A 15764-nucleotide genomic window follows, 5' to 3' on the forward strand; every position below is an offset into this window, starting at 1 on the left:
CGGCCAGCTTTCCCGCCGAGCGGGAAAGCTGGCAGGGTGACGCCTAGTGTGCTGCTTCCCAGTTGGGGCCGACGCCGACTTCAACAACGAGCGGCACCTTGAGTTCAGCGACCTGAGCCATCAGGCGGGGAAGATGGGTTCGGATTTCCATCAGCTCGTTGTCAGGGACTTCCAGCAGTAGTTCGTCGTGTACCTGCAGGACAAGGCGCGACTTGAGTGCCGATTTTTCCAGCCAGTTCTGTACGGCGATCATCGCCAGCTTGATCAGGTCGGCGGCCGTGCCCTGCATGGGTGCATTGATGGCGGCGCGCTCGGCTCCCTGGCGGCGGTTGCCATTGCTTGAACGAATTTCAGGGAACCACAGTCGGCGCCCGAAAGCGGTTTCTACGTAGCCTTTCTGCCGCGCCGTTTCCCGGGCTTCTTCCATGTAGCGGGCAACGCCAGGGTAGCGGGCAAAGTAGCGGTCGATGTAAGTTTGTGCCGCGCTGCGTTCCAGTCCGAGCTGGCGGGCAAGTCCGAAGGCGCTCATGCCGTAGATCAGGCCGAAGTTGATGCTCTTGGCGACGCGGCGCTGGTCGGGGCCGACTTCGAGCGGCGTAACACCAAAGATTTCGCCGGCCGTCGCCCGGTGCACGTCCTCGCCGTGGGCGAAGGCGTTGAGCAGGCCTTCGTCGCCCGACAGGTGCGCCATGATGCGCAATTCGATTTGCGAATAGTCGGCCGAGACGATGCTACTGTCCGGTGGCGCGATGAAGGCGGTGCGAATTTTTCGGCCTTCCTCGCTGCGCACCGGGATGTTTTGCAGGTTGGGGTCGCTTGATGCCAAGCGCCCGGTTACAACCGCAGCTTGAGCGAAGTGAGTATGCACTCTCCCTGTCTGCGAATTCACCATGCGCGGCAGCTTGTCGGTGTAGGTACCCTTGAGCTTGGACAGGCTGCGGTGTTCGAGCAGCAGCTTGGGTAGCGGGTAGTCGAGGGCGAGTTCGGAGAGCACTTCTTCATCGGTCGACGGACCGCCGGATGGCGTCTTTTTCTTGACCGGCAGGCCCAGCTTTTCAAACAGGATGTCGGCCAGTTGCTTGGGCGAGGCGAGATTGAAGGGCTGGCCGGCCAGTTCATAGGCTTGCGCTTCGAGAGCCATGATCTTCTGGCCCATCTCGTGGCTCTGGCGGGCGAGAATGTCGCCGTCGATCAGGATGCCGTTGCGTTCGATCTGCCAGATGACTTGGCGGGCCGGCATTTCGATGTCAGCGTAGATGCGGCTCAAACCTGGTTCGTCAGCAAATTGCGGGTACAGGACGTTATGAACACGCAACGTGACATCGGCGTCTTCGGCCGAGTAGGTGGCGGCGCGTTCGATGTCGACCTGGTCGAAGCTGATCTGCTTGGCACCCTTGCCGCACAGGTCTTCGTAGGCGACGGTGGCCAGCCCCAGGTGCCGGGTGCAGAGCTGCCCGAGGTCGTGGCCCTTGTCGGACTCGATGACGTAGCTTTGCAGCATGGTGTCGTGGGCGATGCCGGCCAGCGCGATGCCGTGGTTGGCAAAAACGTGCTGATCATACTTTGCGTTTTGTAGCACTTTTTTCCGGTTGACCGCGGAAAGCCAGGGTTTGAGCTTTTCCAGCACCTCGTCGCGCGGCAGTTGGTCGGCGACACCGGGGGCTGTGTGGGCGACGGGGATGTAGCAGGCTTCTCCCGGCGTCACCGACAGCGAAATGCCGACGATGCGGGCAGCGAAGGAGTCGAGGCTGGTCGTTTCGGTGTCGAGGGCAGTGAGTTCGGCGGCGTCGATTTTGGCCAGCCATGTGTCGAATTGCGGCCAGCTGAGCACGGTTTCGTACGTGACCTCGACGGGGGCGGTCGGCGCGACGGGCGTCGCGCTCAAGCCCTCGCGTGCCGGAACCGCTGCCGCCGCTTCCGGGCCGTCAATTTCGCCCAGCCAGGTGCGGAACTGGTAGCGGATGTACAGCTCGCGCAGGGTATCCGCGTCGCGCGGCATTGTGGTCAGCGACTTCGGCGCCGGCAGGTTGGAGAGGTCGCAGGCGACGGTGACCAGCTTTTTGCCGAGCGGCAGGAAGCCGAGGTGGTCGCGCAGGTTCTGGCCGACGACGCCGCCGATTTCCTCGGCATGGGCGACGATTTCTTCGAGCGAGCCGTATTGCGCCAGCCATTTGAGCGCCGTCTTCGGTCCGCATTTGGCGACGCCGGGCACGCCATCAACAGTGTCGCCAACCAGCGCCAAGTAATCGATGATCTTCTCGGGCGGCACGCCGAACTTGGCTTCGACGCCAGCTTCGTCAAGCAGCTCGTTGCTCATCGTGTTGTACCAGCGCACGGAGGGGCTGACCAGTTGTGTCAGATCCTTGTCACCGGTGGAAATCAGCGTATTTATCCCGTCGACCGTGGCATTCGTTGCCAGCGTGCCGATCACGTCGTCAGCCTCGACGCCGTCGACCATGATCAGCGGCCAGCCGGCAGCCTTGATGGCGGCGTGCAGAGGTTCAATTTGTTGAACGAGGTCATCCGGCATCGGTGGTCGGTGGGCCTTGTATTCGGGATACCAGTCGTCGCGGAAGGTCTTGCCTTTGGCATCGAAGACGACAGCCTTGTACTCTGCCTTGTAGTCGGTCTCCAGACGACGTAGCATGTTCAGAACGCCGTAGATGGCACCCGTTGGCTCGCCGGCCTTGTTGCGCAGGTCGGGCAGGGCATGAAAAGCACGGTAGAGATAGGACGAACCGTCCACTAACAACAAGAGAGGCATGAGAAGTGACGGAAAGCGAAAAACTGGTGACGGGCGTGGAGACCGAGGCCATCCTGAAAAGCACGACAGCCCGCGAGTCATGGCGGATTTTTGGCATTATGTCAGAGTTCGTCGAGGCGACCGAGCGTCTGGCAGCGATCAGGCCGGCTGTCACGATGTTCGGCAGTGCCCGGGTGCGGACAGATTCCCCTTACTACATGCTGACCGAGCAGATAGCACGCTTGTTGTCCGACTCCGGTTTTTCAGTCATTTCCGGCGGCGGGCCGGGCATCATGGAGGCCGCCAACAAAGGTGCCTTCTTCGGCAAGTCACCGTCGGTCGGCCTGAACATCCAGTTGCCGCACGAGCAGAAAAACAACCCGTATCAGGATATCTCGCAGACCTTCCGCCACTTCTTTGCCCGCAAATACATGTTCGTCCGCTTCGCCAGCGCCTATGTCGTCATGCCGGGCGGATTTGGCACGCTGGACGAGCTGATGGAAGCACTGACCCTGATCCAGACCGGCAAAGGGAGAAAAATTCCCTTGATTCTTGTCGGCACTGCCTTCTGGGGAGGGATGCTCGATTGGTTCAGGGAGCGTCTGGTTGCCGAGGGCATGGTCGATCCCGAGGACATGAATCTGATCCAGTTGATCGATGAACCGGAAAAAGTCGTCGAGGCTATTTTCAAACATTACGAAGCTCGTCCTTTCGGCCCTTTGCCGAACGAACACGAGATGCTGCTCAACCTGTAAAATCAAGGTATCAATACCGAGGACTCGATCATGCGCCGCCTTCTTCCCCTTATGCTCCTTGCCGCTCTTCCTGTCTGGGCGCAAAAAGGCGACCTCCAGCCATTGCCGGCTGTTCCGCCGCCACCGCCGGGTATGGAGGCCTTCGATGACGCGCTTGAGCCTCAGGTCACCATCGTCAAGCGAGAGACTGAAACTCGTGAAGAGTTCCGCGTCAAGGGCAAACTCTACATGATCAAGGTCACACCGGCGGTCGGTCCTTCCTACTATCTGGTCGATCGCCAGGGTGACGGCAACTTTATCGAAGCCGACATCAACCATCCAGCGGTCAAGCCGCCGATGTGGGTCATTCACAGCTGGTAAGTCTTGTCTGTCTATACCACTGTCAGGCGGGATGAACTTGCCGCCTGGCTCCAGCCCTTCGGTTTGGGCGAGCTGATTGACTATGCCGGCATCGCCGCCGGTATGCAGAATTCCAATTATTTCGTAACGACCGGCAGTGGCCGTTTAGTGCTGACCCTGTTTGAGCGGATCGATATCGCGGCACTGGATTTTTACCTGGCATTGCAGGACCACCTGGCGCAACGCGGCATTCCGTGTCCTCAGCCACTGGTCGATGGCGATGGGCGGCGCTGGCGTTTGCTGGCCGGCAAGCCTGCGGCGCTACTGAGCTGCCTGCGCGGTACCGCTTTGGAAACACCGGGGGTCGTGCACTGCCAGGCTGTCGGCAAGATGTTGGCGCGCTTGCATCTGGCTGCCGCTGACATGGCTCGGCCGCTCCCCAATCCGTGTGGTGCTGCCTGGCGGCAGGCGACCGGCGAGACCTTGCTGCCGCTGCTTTCGGCGGATGAGCAGGCGCTACTGAGCGATGAACTGCGCTTTCAGTACGGGCAGGACTATGCCGCTCTCCCGCGCGGCATCATTCACGCCGACCTGTTTCGTGACAATGTGCTGTGGGATTCATCGGGCCAATTGTCCGGTGTGCTTGATTTCTACTTTGCCGGCGAAGATGCCTGGCTCTTTGACTTGGCGGTAGTTGCCAACGACTGGTGCGGCGATGCGCCGTCCCTGGCGGCCTTGTTTGACGGCTACGCCGGCCAGCGCGCATTGAGCGAGGCCGAGATTCAGGCCTGGCCAGCCATGCGTCGCGCCGCCGCGTTGCGTTTCTGGTTGCTGCGACTGGAGGTTCGGCACCAGCCGCGGACGGGAGAAGTGGTAACAATCAAGAATCCGGACCATTTCATGGCGATGTTGACGCGTTTTCGCCTTGCTCCGGAAGCAATGCCCCGTTAGCATCCGCGCATGAGTGAAACTCCCGCTTTTCCGATGGCGCCGGCACGATTTAATGGCGAAAGCCGTGAAGTCGATCCTGGTGCCTGCTTTGATTGGCTGCGTCAGGGTTGGGCCATGTTTCTGGTCAATCCAGGTGTCTGGATCGGTAGCACCGTCTTGTTGCTGGTCATCTTGATGGCAATTTCCATCGTGCCCTTGTTCGGGCAGATTGCTGCACACCTGCTGGTTCCGCTTTTCGGCGCAGGCATGATCAAGCTTTGCCGTCGGCTGGCCGTGGGAGAAGAGCCAGAAATTGCGGACCTGTTCGCCGGGTTTCGCCATAATGCCGGGCAGCTGGTCATGGTCGGCGTTTTCTTTGCGATCGGCATATTCGGTATCGCGTTCATCGCATTTTTGCTGGTGAGTGGCGGTGTGCTCGGTGGCGTCGTGACCGGCAAGGTGGCCGGTTTCGGTATCGCCTTCGGCGGCATCATGCTCGCCGGTCTATTGGTTCTGGTGCTGTCAGTACCGGTGATCATGGCGACCTGGTTTGCCCCCGCGCTGGTTTTTTTCCACGACATGCAGCCGCTGGATGCCATGAAGGCCAGTTTTGCGGCAGGCGCCAAGAATTTTCTGCCAATGGCGATTTTCGGGATTTTTCTGGTGGTCGCCTTGTTCTTTGCGATGCTGCCGGTTGGCATGGGGCTGCTATTGCTGCTGCCAGTGTTTTCGGGGGCGGTCTACGCGTCCTACCGCGATATTTTCGTGGGTAGCTGAGCATGCGAGCCCACACACTGCCTCCCGCCGCCGGTTGGGGCTGGATTTTGACAGGCTTTGCCATCTTTCGCCGTAATCCGCCGGTGCTCGGCATGCTGGTCGTGACTTACTGGCTGACCATCATTTTTCTCAACGTGCTACCGGTTATTGGCGCGTTGGCAGCTTCGCTGGTCATTCCAGGCCTGTCCGTCGGCCTGATGCAGGCCGCCCGTCATGTCGATCGCGGCCAGCCGGCCAGCATACAAACCCTGTTTGGCAGCATGAAGGAAAATGGCCGAACATTGCTCGCCTTGGGGGCGCTCTATTTGTGTTGCACCTTGGGTATCCTCGGGTTGTCTACGCTTCTGGATGGCGGCGACATGTTCCGCTTCATGATGGCGGGGAACCGGGTTGAACGGGCGGCTGTCGAGGACGAGAATTTCGTCCTGCCAGCACTCTTTGTGATGGCCATGATGATGCCGGTGATGATGGCCTACTGGTTTGCGCCGGTGCTTGCCGCGTGGCATCGCTTGTCGCTCGGCAAGGCATTGTTCTTCAGCTTCATCGCCTGCTGGATCAATTGGCGGCCCTTCCTGGTTTACAGTTTCGGCATCGTACTGGTGGCCGGGATTGTGCCCGGTGTGCTGCTTGGCACCCTGTTGCTGATCCTTCCCGGGGCGGCGAACTTTATTACTGCAATCGTGACAGTACCGATGGCGCTGATCATTGCACCGGCCATTTTTGCCAGCTTCTACGCCAGCTACCGCGACATCTTCGGTATTTCCGAAATTGTCTGACGCCTTGAGCCAACCGCTGGGCCTGTTTGGTGGCACGTTTGACCCCGTTCATTACGGCCACTTGCGGCTGGCGGAGGAATCAATCAACCATCTCGGGCTGGCCGGTGTGCGCTGGATTCCCGCCGGGCAGCCGCCGCATCGCGGTACGCCTCAGGTAACGGCGCAGCAACGTTTGGAGATGGTGCTGCGGTCAACGGCAAAAAATGCCAGATTTTCAATTGATGCGAGCGAGGTCGAGGCTGCGGCGCCGAGCTATACCATCCATACGCTGGAAAGACTGCGTCGGGAACTGGGGGACGAACAATCGCTCGTTCTTCTGGTCGGCGCTGATGCCTTTGCCGGGCTTTCAAGCTGGCACCGATGGCGCGATATATTTGCCTTGGCCCATGTCGCCGTGTCGCATCGTCCTGGTTTTCCGGTAGAGACAGGCAGCCTGCCACATGAATTGGCGACTGAGTTTCTTGACCGCGCACTGGCTGATGCCGGCGCCCTGAAAACCTCACCAGCTGGCGGAATCATCACTTTTGCCATGACCCAGCTGGCCATTTCGGCGACGCAAATCCGCAAACTATTGGCCAATGGCTTGTCTGCACGCTATTTGCTGCCAGACACCGTTCTCGACTATATTGATCTTCACCAACTCTATAAAAGTACCTGATGGACATCCGCAAGCTACAAAAAATCATCGTTTCCGCCCTCGAAGACATCAAGGGCAAGGATATCGAAGTCATCAACACCAGCAAACTGACGTCGATGTTCGATCGCATTGTCATTGCGACCGGCGATTCGAATCGCCAAGTCAAATCGCTGGCCCAAAACGTTCAGGAAAAGGTCAAGGAAGCCGGCGGCGAGGTCGTCTCGACCGAAGGCGAAGACGGTGGCGAATGGGTGCTGGTCGATCTCGGTGACATCGTTGTACACGTCATGCAAGCCAACGTGCGCCAGTACTACAACCTTGAGGAACTCTGGTCGGCAACGCCCGCCCAGCGTCGCAAGGCCGTGGAGCAGGCCAGGGAAGAATGAAGCTGGCCGTACTCGCCGTCGGTCATCGTCAGCCCGACTGGGTGAACGAGGGCTGCGCCGAGTACCTGAAACGCATGCCGCGCGAATTGCCGGCCAGCGTGACCGAGATCAAACCGGAACCGCGCGGCTCGAAGACCCGCGAACAACTGCTTGCAGCTGAGAAAGGCCGTCTCCGCGATGCCTTGCCGGGCAGTTGCAGGATTGTCGTGCTCGACGAAAAGGGTGATGACCTGACAACGCTCAAGCTGGCCAAACGGCTGGAGGTCTGGATGCAGGATGGCCGCGATGTGGTCTTGCTGATCGGCGGCGCCGACGGGCTGGACGAAGCGTTCAAGCAGGAAGCCGATGACAAGCTGCGTTTGTCCAGTTTGACGCTTCCACACGGCATGGCTCGCCTGCTATTGTGCGAACAGTTGTATCGTGCCGTCAGTGTCCTGAAAAACCATCCATATCATCGGGAGGGATGATGCGTCTCTACCTTGCTTCGCGCAGCCCGCGGCGTCGTGAATTGCTGCACCAGATTGGCATCGACTTCGATACCGTCGTGTTTCGCGATGGTAGCCGGGCCGATAGCGAGACCGATGAAACCCCCAAACCGGGCGAGGCGCCCATTGACTACGTCGAGCGCGTGGCTCGTGCTAAAGCCATGCACGGCCTGAAAATCGTCGAAGAACGTCGCCTGCCCATGCGACCGGTGCTGTCGGCCGACACGACACTTGAACTGGATGGCCAGATCATCGGCAAGCCTGTCGATATGCTGGATGCGACAGCCATTTTACGTCGATTGTCAGGGCGAACCCATCGCGTGCTGACTGGCGTCGCCGTCGATCATCAAGGACGAACCGAGTATTTGCTGTCGACCAGCGAAGTCCGCTTTCGTACCCTTGATGACGATGAAATTCGCCACTACGTGATGAGTGGCGAGCCGATGGACAAAGCAGGGGCCTACGGAATTCAGGGGCGCGCCGGGATGTTCGTCGAGCATCTTTCAGGCAGCTACACCGGCGTGATGGGGCTGCCTGTTTGCGAAACAGGGGAACTACTCAAGCGACTGGGTTTTCGGCCGCTTTAAGGGTGGCCACGGCGCCCAAGTAGCCGGCCGGCAAGATCAAGGTCTGGACCTGGCAGGGCGACAAGTGTTTCTCCAGCGCTGTATTCCATTCAACAAGCCCCAGACCACGGCATTTGAGCCGTGCTTCGTGTTTGGTCCAGGCTTGTGCGAAGCGGACAAGCTGTTCTTTGGGTGGCAACTCGGAGATTTGGCGGGCTATTTTCTGGCCTAAATAATCAATGGCCAGCACCGGTATTTCTGCCTGCCAGCTCGTATTTTCCGGTACTTGCAGCAGATCGATCCCGACCTGGCCGGAACGGCAAATGGCCAGTAGTGAAAGTCCGTTTTCATGACTGACTGAAATGCCGAACGTGCGCTGTTGCCCCGAGATGCGTAGCGGCTGCCCAGGTTCGGAAATGAGTTCGATCTCGCCCAGAATTTCGCGGAGAACGTCACGGACCTGCTGGCGGGCAGTTTGGCGAATTGGCGTATTTGGCGTGTCGACCGCGACAATCAGTAGTTCTTGTTCGGCATCGAATGATGCAGGCCAGCGCTGGACAGCCGCTGGCCTATCCATCATTTCAACGGCTGGCAGGGGCAGCCGGACAACCATGCCAACGTGATCCGGCCGGCAGGCTTTCGCCTTTCATGACCAGCGAAAGTGCACCGAGACGGACATTGTCACCGACGACGGCGCCATACAAGACCGTGGTTCGCGGCCCAATATAAACCCGTTTGCCGATGGTGACCCGGTCAATCTTCATGACGCGGTCTTCGAAGAGATGGGTTTGCGGGCAGGCCAGCGCGTTCAGTTCGCTGTAGTCGCCGATGTGGACGCAGTCGAATTCCGTGACATCGGTGGTGTCGAGATAAACCCCGCGCCCAATGCGGCACCCCAGCAGATTGAGCGCAATCGGCATCCACGGCGTACCGCGCAGATAGCGCATGAAATTAGGTACCGCCATACCGACATAAAGACTGGTGATCGCTTCCGACGTCCACACGAAGGGTGTCCACATCGGCACCGAAAATTTGATGTAACGCCCGATGCTCAGCCATTTGAAGATACCAACGAAGAGCAGGGTGCCGGTGGCAAAAAATACGCCGGCCAGCGTCAGGGCGGCAAAGACCTGTTGCCAAAGGCCCGCTTCGGCCAGCGGAATGACATGAAGCACAACCGAGTAGCCGACAGCGATCACCAGCGCATGGGGTGAAATGATGCGGAAGGCTTCGACCAGTGCTCGCCCCAGTCGGCGCTTCTTGGAGGGGCGGAAGGTCAGTTCCTCCGGGTAGCCGGCGGTCTGCTCGCGAGCTGGCAGGTTGATCGGTGGCGATCCGAGCCAGGTATCACCCGGCTGCATCCGGTCATTGGCCGGGGCGCGTGACTGGACGCCGATCAGGACGTTTTCGGGCAGAATGGTGCCATCCGGGATGAAGGCGCCATTGCCGACAAAGCTGCGGCGCGAAACCACGGTGGGTTTCAGGGTCATCCAGCCGCCATCGATTTCCTCGTCGCCGAGCATGACGGCATCGGCAATGAAGGTCTCGTCGCCCAGCGTCAACAGGTCGGGAACCAGCCCTTGCGCTGTCGAAATTTCTGCATCGCGGCCAACTTTAGCACCCAGCAGGCGGTACCAGAAGGGTGCGTACACCGTCGCGTAGATGCCATGCAAAATGTTCAGGCTGGATTCCTGGATCTGGTTGACCAGCCAGCGGCTGCAATAGATGCGACTATGAACCGGCCAGCTGCCCGCTTCGAGTCGTGGCAGGAGCGTCCAGCGCAACATGGCAGAGCTCAGGATGGTGCCGAAAATAAGGGCAGCAGTTCCGGGGAACGCCAGCAGGAAATACTTCAGCAACTGCAAGGGAACGGGCAGGCTGTTGGGTGCCGGGTCGAGCCAGTCGACCAGCATGAAGCTGGGAAATACCGGCATGAAAAACAGCGCGGCGGTTGCGAGCATGCCCAGCACGTAAAACAGCCCTTCGCGGGCGAGGCGGGTTTCAGAAACTTCGGGCCTCGGCGGGATGGATGCGGGATCGAATTCGCCGATATCAAGCGCCGGCGACCCCAGCCAGATCCGGCCAGGTGGGATTTCCTGTCCTTCGCTCAGGGCGGATTGCCCTTCCAGATGGCCGTAGTTGCGGATGGTCGTATTCCCTTCAACCACTGAATACGAGCCAATGCAGACATGATCTTCCAGCGTGATGTTGCCGAGGTGCAGCTGACCGCGTTCAACGCGGGCATTTTCAAGATTGACCGCATTGCCAATGCTGGCGCCATCACCGATACGCAGCAGATCATGAGCGCGCAGCGTGACGTTGCCGATGATGGCCTCGTTGCCGATTCGGGCGCCAAGCGCACGCAACCACCAGACATTGAGCGGTGAACTGCTCAGCATATAGACCGGAGCGCCCTCGATCAGGCGGTCAGCGCACCACCAGCGGAAGTAGGTCAGGCCCCACAGCGGATAGCTGCCTGGCTTCAGGCGACCGGCAATCAACCATTTGCCGACAATCGCGAACAGGAAACTGAGCACGGTGGCGAGGAGAAAGACGCCCACCGAAACCGCCACGGCGACAGCGATTGAGTCACCGGGGTCGCCGGTGAAGTAGTGATAGGTGAAAAACGGCGCCAGCCACTGGCCCATGCGCATGCCGACCAGCGGCGGCAGGACGCAGGCCTGGGCAAGGCCGCACAGCCAGCGGCGGCTGGCCGGGGGCGGGGTCCATTCGGTGGCGCTGGCATCGATGGCGACTTCGATGGTGGCGGACAGGGCATTGGCAATCAGGCCGATGCGACGGTGGACGTAGATGTCGCGGACCGAAAAGCCGGCAAAGCGAGCTTCCTGACGCAGCGTGGAGGCGAGGCGGGCAGCAAACAGGGAGTGGCCGCCAAGGTCAGCGAAGAAATCCGCCTCGCGCTTGATTGCTTGGCCGGGAAATAGGCGGGCCAGTGCGGCGAAGAGGATTTCCTCGGCCGGGGTTTCCGGGGTGTCCGAGTCGCCGGGGGCGCCAGCGGGAGGTTCCAGCGGGCGGGCGCGCAGGGCTTTGCGGTCGATCTTGCCCGAGGTCAGGCGCGGCATGACCTCCAGCATCTCGACATGCGAAGGCACCATGTAGGGCGGCAGGGAGGTTGCCAGCGTGGCCCGCAGCGCCGGGCCAGTCGTGGTTTCTGTATCGTCGACGATGAGGTACGCGACCAGGCGCTCGATGCCGTCATCCTGACGCAGGATCACGGCTGCCGTGCCGACGCCGGGCTGGCGGGTCAGGGCGGCTTCGATCTCGCCCAGTTCAACGCGGAAGCCGCGAATCTTGACCTGATCATCGGTACGGCCGAGGCAGTGGATCTGCCCGGCTTCATCGATGCGGGCAAGGTCGCCAGTACGATAGAGGCGGCTTTCGTGCTCGTTGGCTGCCCACGGGTTGTCGAGGAATTTTTCGGCGGTCAGATCCGGGCGACCGAGATAACCGGCGGCGACGCCGGGGCCGGTGATGCACAGTTCGCCGGTCTCGCCTTGTGGCAACAGACGCAGACCGTTTTCGACCGCAGCATCGATGACCAACAGGCCGTAGTTGGGCAAGGGACGGCCAATGGTGACCGCTTGGCCCGGATGCAATTCGGCCAGGCTGGCCGAGACGGTGGCTTCGGTCGGACCGTAGGTATTAAAGACCTGGCGGCCGGGGCGGGCCCAGCGCTCGACGATGGCCTGCGGGCAGGCTTCGCCGCCGAGGTTGATCAGGCGCAGGCCGGGAACGTCGCAGGTGAACAATGCGAGCAAGGTCGGTACGGCATGCAGGATGGTGACCCGGTTGTCGATCAGCGCAATCGGCAAGGCTTCGGGGTCGGTGGCGACTTCCTTGGGGGCCAGCCAGAGCGTGGCGCCGACCAGGTAGCTGATCCAGATTTCCTCGAAGGACATGTCGAAGGCGACGGAAAAGCCCTGATAAACCCGGTCGTGCGCGCCGATGCCGAGAACGGCGTTTTCGCTGCGCAGGAAGTGACAGATGGCGCCTTGATTGATCAGGATGCCCTTGGGCTTGCCAGTCGAGCCGGAGGTATAGATGACGTAGGCCGGGTCGTTGGGGCGCGTATTCTGGCGGCGATTGAGCGGGCCGGGGTGGTCGGCTTGCAGGTCGTCGGCCAGCCAGCAACGGCGGCCGAGATCGTCGATATTGGCAACGGTGACAAGGCCGGCACTGTCGGCGTCATCGAGGCAGACCTTGATGCGGTCGACGGGGGTGTCAGCGTCAAAAGGCAGCCAGGCAGCGCCCGTTTTGGCAATGCCGAGTTGCATGACGAGCAGGTCGATACCACGCGGTAGCCAGAGGCCGACAATCTGGCCGGGGCGCACGCCATCGGCGATCAGGCGCGAAGCGACACGGTCGGTAGCGGCGTTCAGTTCGCCATAGCTGAGCTCGCGCTCGGCGAAGATCAGCGCAATATTTTCCGGGGTTCGCGCTGCCGTGGCTTCGAAAAGATCGGCCAGGATTTCATCGCGGATAAGGTCGGGTGTTTCGGGGCCGCAAAGGCGGCTGGTCGGGTGGGGCAGAGGACAGATTTCGAGCATGCCGGATTGTGCCAAATCCCGTGCAAAATGGGGTGTTTAAGGGCGATTGTCAGGTAAAAAATTGTGCGCCTGCATGCTGAGAATGGAACGAGCTGCTTGGGCAATGCCATCTGCTGCAGGTCTGGGTGAAGACGCCTGGTTTATGACGCCGTCTATGGCTGACGAAAGCTGCCCGCGGTCCAGCGCTGTCGCCTCGATTTCGATACAACGACCGTTGTTCTTCAGCCACTCGATCAGGCAATCCTGCTCTGGCCAGTCTTCGCGTCGCTGAAAAATGACCGGCGCGCCGTTGCAGGCTGCTTCGGTGAAGGTACCATAGCCGGGCTTGGTGAGCACGGCGTCGACAGAGCAGAGCAAGTCGGTAAAGCCGAGGCCGAAGGATTCGCTGCTGACGGCATCCGGATGTCGGCAGTCCCAGGCAGCGGGAACAAGCCAGCGTACGCCTGGCAGGCGCGGCCAGTTTTCTACCGGCAGGCGATGGGCAATGCCGCCCATGGCAATGAGGATGGCCTTGTCGCCATTCAGTCCGAGATCGTGTTTGGTGCCAAAGGCGGCAATCGGGTCGATGTATTGGAGATTATCCAGCGCACGCATCGCCATGCCCGGGGTAACCCGGAGAAACGCCTGTGCCGAACGGTAGGCAGCGAGCATTTGGGTGTGGATGGGTTTTGCCCAAGCTTGGCCGCCGAAAAAATGGGCAAACAGGTCCGCCCAGTTCAGCGAACACAGGCTGAGGGCTGGAATGCCCGCTGCGGCAGCGCCGGCCAGCGGCAGGTAGCTGACGTTGGTGAGGGCCAGATCGGGCTTGAGGCAGGACAGAAAGCGCGCTTCATCGGCGACGCGGGCCGCCCAGTCCGCGTGCGCCTGACGGTATGCGGTGGCGCTGGCTTCAAGGTCGATGCGGGTGGCGTCAATCATCACGTAGCCAAAATCGCTGGCGCCGACGAACAGCTCAAAAGCTGGTTTGATTCGCTGCTGCAGCTTGGTGGCGGGGAGCGCGCTGCGGATGGTCAGGCGGAAATTCGGGTCACTGGTCGCCAGTTGGTTCAGGACCGGGGCAGTGATGGCCAGATGGCCGAAGCCGTGGCTGGAGATGTCGACAAACAGGTGCATCGGGCGGTTTTCGGGGTTCAGTTTCGATTGCTGCGGTCAACCGGAAAAATCAGCCAAAATCGAAAAATTCCAGGCCCCATTGCAGCGGCCCGGATCTCTCAGAAACGGCCGAAATCAGCGGTTCTTGAAGCTGGGTTTCCGTTTTTCAACGAATGCTGCCATGCCTTCGCGCTGATCCTCCAGCCCGAAGCTGGCCTGGAAGGCACGGCGTTCGAAGAGCAGCCCTTCATTCAGCCCTGATTCGAAGGCGCGGTTGATCGATTCCTTGACCATCATGACTACCGGCAGCGAGAAGCCGGCAATGGTCTGCGCGGCCTTCAGGGTTTCGTCGAGCAACTGATCGGCCGGGATGACGCGGGCGACCAGGCCGGATTTTTCAGCTTCGGCAGCATCCATCAGGCGGCCGGTCAGGCACAGGTCCATGGCTTTGGCCTTGCCGACGGCGCGGGGCAGGCGCTGCGTGCCACCGGCCCCGGGCAGGGTGCCGATCTTGATTTCAGGCTGGCCGAATTTGGCGGTGTCGGCCGCGTAGATCATGTCGCACATCATCGCCATTTCGCAGCCGCCGCCCAGGGCAAAGCCGGCCACCGCCGCAATCACTGGCTTGCGCGTCGTCTTGATGCGCTCCCAGTTGCGGGTGATGAAGTCGGTCTTGTAGGCATGCATGTAGTCGAAATCCTTCATGAAGCCGATGTCGGCGCCAGCGGCGAAGGCCTTTTCATTGCCGGTGATGACGATGCAACCGATGTTGTCGTCGGCCTCGTAAGCATTAATCGCCGCCCCGATGCCGTCCACCACGTCGTTGTTCAGCGCATTCATCGCTTCCGGGCGGTTGATGCGAATCAGGCCAACCTTGCCGATGGTTTCGGTGAGCACTACTTGGGTCATGTCTCTTCTCCTTTATGGGGCCCTGTGCGGGCGATCAGTGTGTCAGTGAAATCCAGGCCAGGCCCAGCCATTCATGCAGCGCGTAATAGCTCGTTCGCAGGGCGTAGGCCTGAGGCAGAAATTCGATGGGTTCCCAGGTCGATTGCTGGTGGCTGAAGAAGGCAGTCGGCGCGGGAATGACCTCCAGCCCGGCCTGTTCAAAAAGTCGCCGGGCACGTGGCATGTGGAAGGCATGGGTGACGAGGACGATGCGACGGATGTCGGCGGCCTTGAGTATGGCGGCCGAGAGGGCGGCATTCTCGGCAGTATCCATCGAGGCCGTTTCCTGCCAGCGCACAGCCACGCCCAATTCGTCCTGCAGGATGCCGGCCATGACCTCGGCTTCGGAGCGGCGGGCCTTGAGCGGACGACCGCCGGTGACCAGCACGGGCAGACCGTACTGGCGAGCCAGTACGGCGCCATAACGGGTCCGGATCAGCGTCCGGTCGCTGGCGGTATCGCCGCCATATTCTGCCGCGTCGGTCGCCAGGCCGCTGCCGAGGATGACGATGGCTCCGGCGTCAGGCTGGCCCTTGGCCAGCGGGGCGTTCTGACTTTCCAGCGACCCGATCAGTCGATCGGCGACCGGCGCGACACATTGCGCGGCCAGCAGTGCCGCGCCAAAGACGGCCAGTCCGAAAGCCCAGCGTCGGCGTCGGAAAACGCCGGCCACACAGAGTAGCGCCAGTCCGTTGCCGGGGGGCAACAAGAGCAGGCTGATCAGTAATTTCAGGGTCCAGGCGAGTGACATGCATCCGGCCG

Annotated in this window: 15 protein-coding genes; 9 read left to right on the plus strand and 6 right to left on the minus strand. The window is 60.8% G+C overall.

Annotated features, from left to right (window positions below; genetic code table 11):
• Positions 1-43 precede the first annotated feature (43 nt).
• Positions 44-2764, minus strand: coding sequence for a DNA polymerase I (gene polA / locus IPJ12_10395; protein MBK7647556.1), 2721 nt, complete (start codon positions 2762-2764; stop codon positions 44-46).
• A gap of 23 nt (positions 2765-2787) precedes the next feature.
• Here polA and IPJ12_10400 point away from each other — a divergent pair, with 23 nt between their 5' ends.
• From IPJ12_10400 to maf, 9 genes are read left to right on the plus strand one after another with little or no spacing between them, the layout of a single operon-like run.
• Complete coding sequence (locus IPJ12_10400) at positions 2788-3498, plus strand: TIGR00730 family Rossman fold protein (GenBank protein ID MBK7647557.1); 711 nt, start codon at positions 2788-2790, stop codon at positions 3496-3498.
• Between the two features lie 30 nt (positions 3499-3528).
• A complete protein-coding gene (locus IPJ12_10405; protein MBK7647558.1) occupies positions 3529-3858 on the plus strand; it encodes a DUF2782 domain-containing protein in 330 nt (109 codons plus the stop codon).
• A gap of 3 nt (positions 3859-3861) precedes the next feature.
• On the plus strand, positions 3862-4788 hold the full coding sequence (locus IPJ12_10410) for a homoserine kinase (protein ID MBK7647559.1): 927 nt from the start codon (positions 3862-3864) through the stop codon (positions 4786-4788).
• Positions 4789-4797: 9 nt separating this feature from the next.
• The gene (locus IPJ12_10415) at positions 4798-5544 is read left to right on the plus strand and encodes a hypothetical protein (protein ID MBK7647560.1); all 747 of its coding nucleotides are present in this window, start codon (positions 4798-4800) and stop codon (positions 5542-5544) included.
• A 2-nt stretch (positions 5545-5546) separates the two neighbouring features.
• Positions 5547-6320 (plus strand): hypothetical protein, encoded by a 774-nt coding sequence (locus IPJ12_10420; GenBank protein ID MBK7647561.1) that lies wholly within the window; start codon positions 5547-5549, stop codon positions 6318-6320.
• A gap of 4 nt (positions 6321-6324) precedes the next feature.
• Positions 6325-6978: a nicotinate-nucleotide adenylyltransferase gene (gene nadD / locus IPJ12_10425; protein ID MBK7647562.1), complete on the plus strand. Its 654-nt coding sequence runs from the start codon at positions 6325-6327 to the stop codon at positions 6976-6978.
• Complete coding sequence (gene rsfS / locus IPJ12_10430) at positions 6978-7343, plus strand: ribosome silencing factor (GenBank protein MBK7647563.1); 366 nt, start codon at positions 6978-6980, stop codon at positions 7341-7343. Before nadD ends, rsfS begins: the two co-directional genes overlap by 1 nt.
• Positions 7340-7810, plus strand: coding sequence for a 23S rRNA (pseudouridine(1915)-N(3))-methyltransferase RlmH (gene rlmH / locus IPJ12_10435; GenBank protein MBK7647564.1), 471 nt, complete (start codon positions 7340-7342; stop codon positions 7808-7810). Before rsfS ends, rlmH begins: the two co-directional genes overlap by 4 nt.
• Positions 7810-8415 (plus strand): septum formation inhibitor Maf, encoded by a 606-nt coding sequence (maf, locus tag IPJ12_10440; protein MBK7647565.1) that lies wholly within the window; start codon positions 7810-7812, stop codon positions 8413-8415. The genes rlmH and maf overlap by 1 nt, the downstream gene beginning before the upstream one ends.
• On the opposite strand, the gene IPJ12_10445 is transcribed toward maf, so the two are convergent.
• From IPJ12_10445 to IPJ12_10465, 5 genes are all read right to left on the minus strand, one after another.
• The gene (locus IPJ12_10445; protein MBK7647566.1) at positions 8387-8974 is read right to left on the minus strand and encodes a hypothetical protein; all 588 of its coding nucleotides are present in this window, start codon (positions 8972-8974) and stop codon (positions 8387-8389) included. The two genes, maf and IPJ12_10445, sit on opposite strands and share 29 nt — an antisense overlap.
• A gap of 1 nt (position 8975) precedes the next feature.
• Positions 8976-12962 carry an amino acid adenylation domain-containing protein gene (locus IPJ12_10450; GenBank protein ID MBK7647567.1) on the minus strand — a complete coding sequence of 1329 codons (3987 nt, stop codon included), beginning with the start codon at positions 12960-12962 and terminating at the stop codon, positions 8976-8978.
• 36 nt (positions 12963-12998) lie between these two features.
• Complete coding sequence (locus IPJ12_10455) at positions 12999-14075, minus strand: hypothetical protein (protein MBK7647568.1); 1077 nt, start codon at positions 14073-14075, stop codon at positions 12999-13001.
• A gap of 114 nt (positions 14076-14189) precedes the next feature.
• Positions 14190-14963 (minus strand): enoyl-CoA hydratase, encoded by a 774-nt coding sequence (locus IPJ12_10460; GenBank protein MBK7647569.1) that lies wholly within the window; start codon positions 14961-14963, stop codon positions 14190-14192.
• Between the two features lie 34 nt (positions 14964-14997).
• Positions 14998-15753: a YdcF family protein gene (locus tag IPJ12_10465; GenBank protein ID MBK7647570.1), complete on the minus strand. Its 756-nt coding sequence runs from the start codon at positions 15751-15753 to the stop codon at positions 14998-15000.
• Between the last annotated feature and the right edge of the window lie 11 nt (positions 15754-15764).

This window comes from Betaproteobacteria bacterium (assembly GCA_016709965.1).
Lineage (GTDB): Bacteria > Pseudomonadota > Gammaproteobacteria > Burkholderiales > Rhodocyclaceae > Azonexus > Azonexus amarohabitans.

Coding starts and splice junctions, on each gene's coding strand:
- polA (MBK7647556.1), bottom strand. CDS start 2,764: ATGCCTCTCTTGTTGTTAGTGGACGGTTCGTCCTATCTCTACCGTGCT.
- IPJ12_10405 (MBK7647558.1), top strand. CDS start 3,529: ATGCGCCGCCTTCTTCCCCTTATGCTCCTTGCCGCTCTTCCTGTCTGG.
- IPJ12_10415 (MBK7647560.1), top strand. CDS start 4,798: ATGAGTGAAACTCCCGCTTTTCCGATGGCGCCGGCACGATTTAATGGC.
- IPJ12_10420 (MBK7647561.1), top strand. CDS start 5,547: ATGCGAGCCCACACACTGCCTCCCGCCGCCGGTTGGGGCTGGATTTTG.
- rsfS (MBK7647563.1), top strand. CDS start 6,978: ATGGACATCCGCAAGCTACAAAAAATCATCGTTTCCGCCCTCGAAGAC.
- rlmH (MBK7647564.1), top strand. CDS start 7,340: ATGAAGCTGGCCGTACTCGCCGTCGGTCATCGTCAGCCCGACTGGGTG.
- maf (MBK7647565.1), top strand. CDS start 7,810: ATGCGTCTCTACCTTGCTTCGCGCAGCCCGCGGCGTCGTGAATTGCTG.
- IPJ12_10445 (MBK7647566.1), bottom strand. CDS start 8,974: ATGATGGATAGGCCAGCGGCTGTCCAGCGCTGGCCTGCATCATTCGAT.
- IPJ12_10450 (MBK7647567.1), bottom strand. CDS start 12,962: ATGCTCGAAATCTGTCCTCTGCCCCACCCGACCAGCCGCCTTTGCGGC.
- IPJ12_10455 (MBK7647568.1), bottom strand. CDS start 14,075: ATGCACCTGTTTGTCGACATCTCCAGCCACGGCTTCGGCCATCTGGCC.
- IPJ12_10460 (MBK7647569.1), bottom strand. CDS start 14,963: ATGACCCAAGTAGTGCTCACCGAAACCATCGGCAAGGTTGGCCTGATT.
- IPJ12_10465 (MBK7647570.1), bottom strand. CDS start 15,753: ATGTCACTCGCCTGGACCCTGAAATTACTGATCAGCCTGCTCTTGTTG.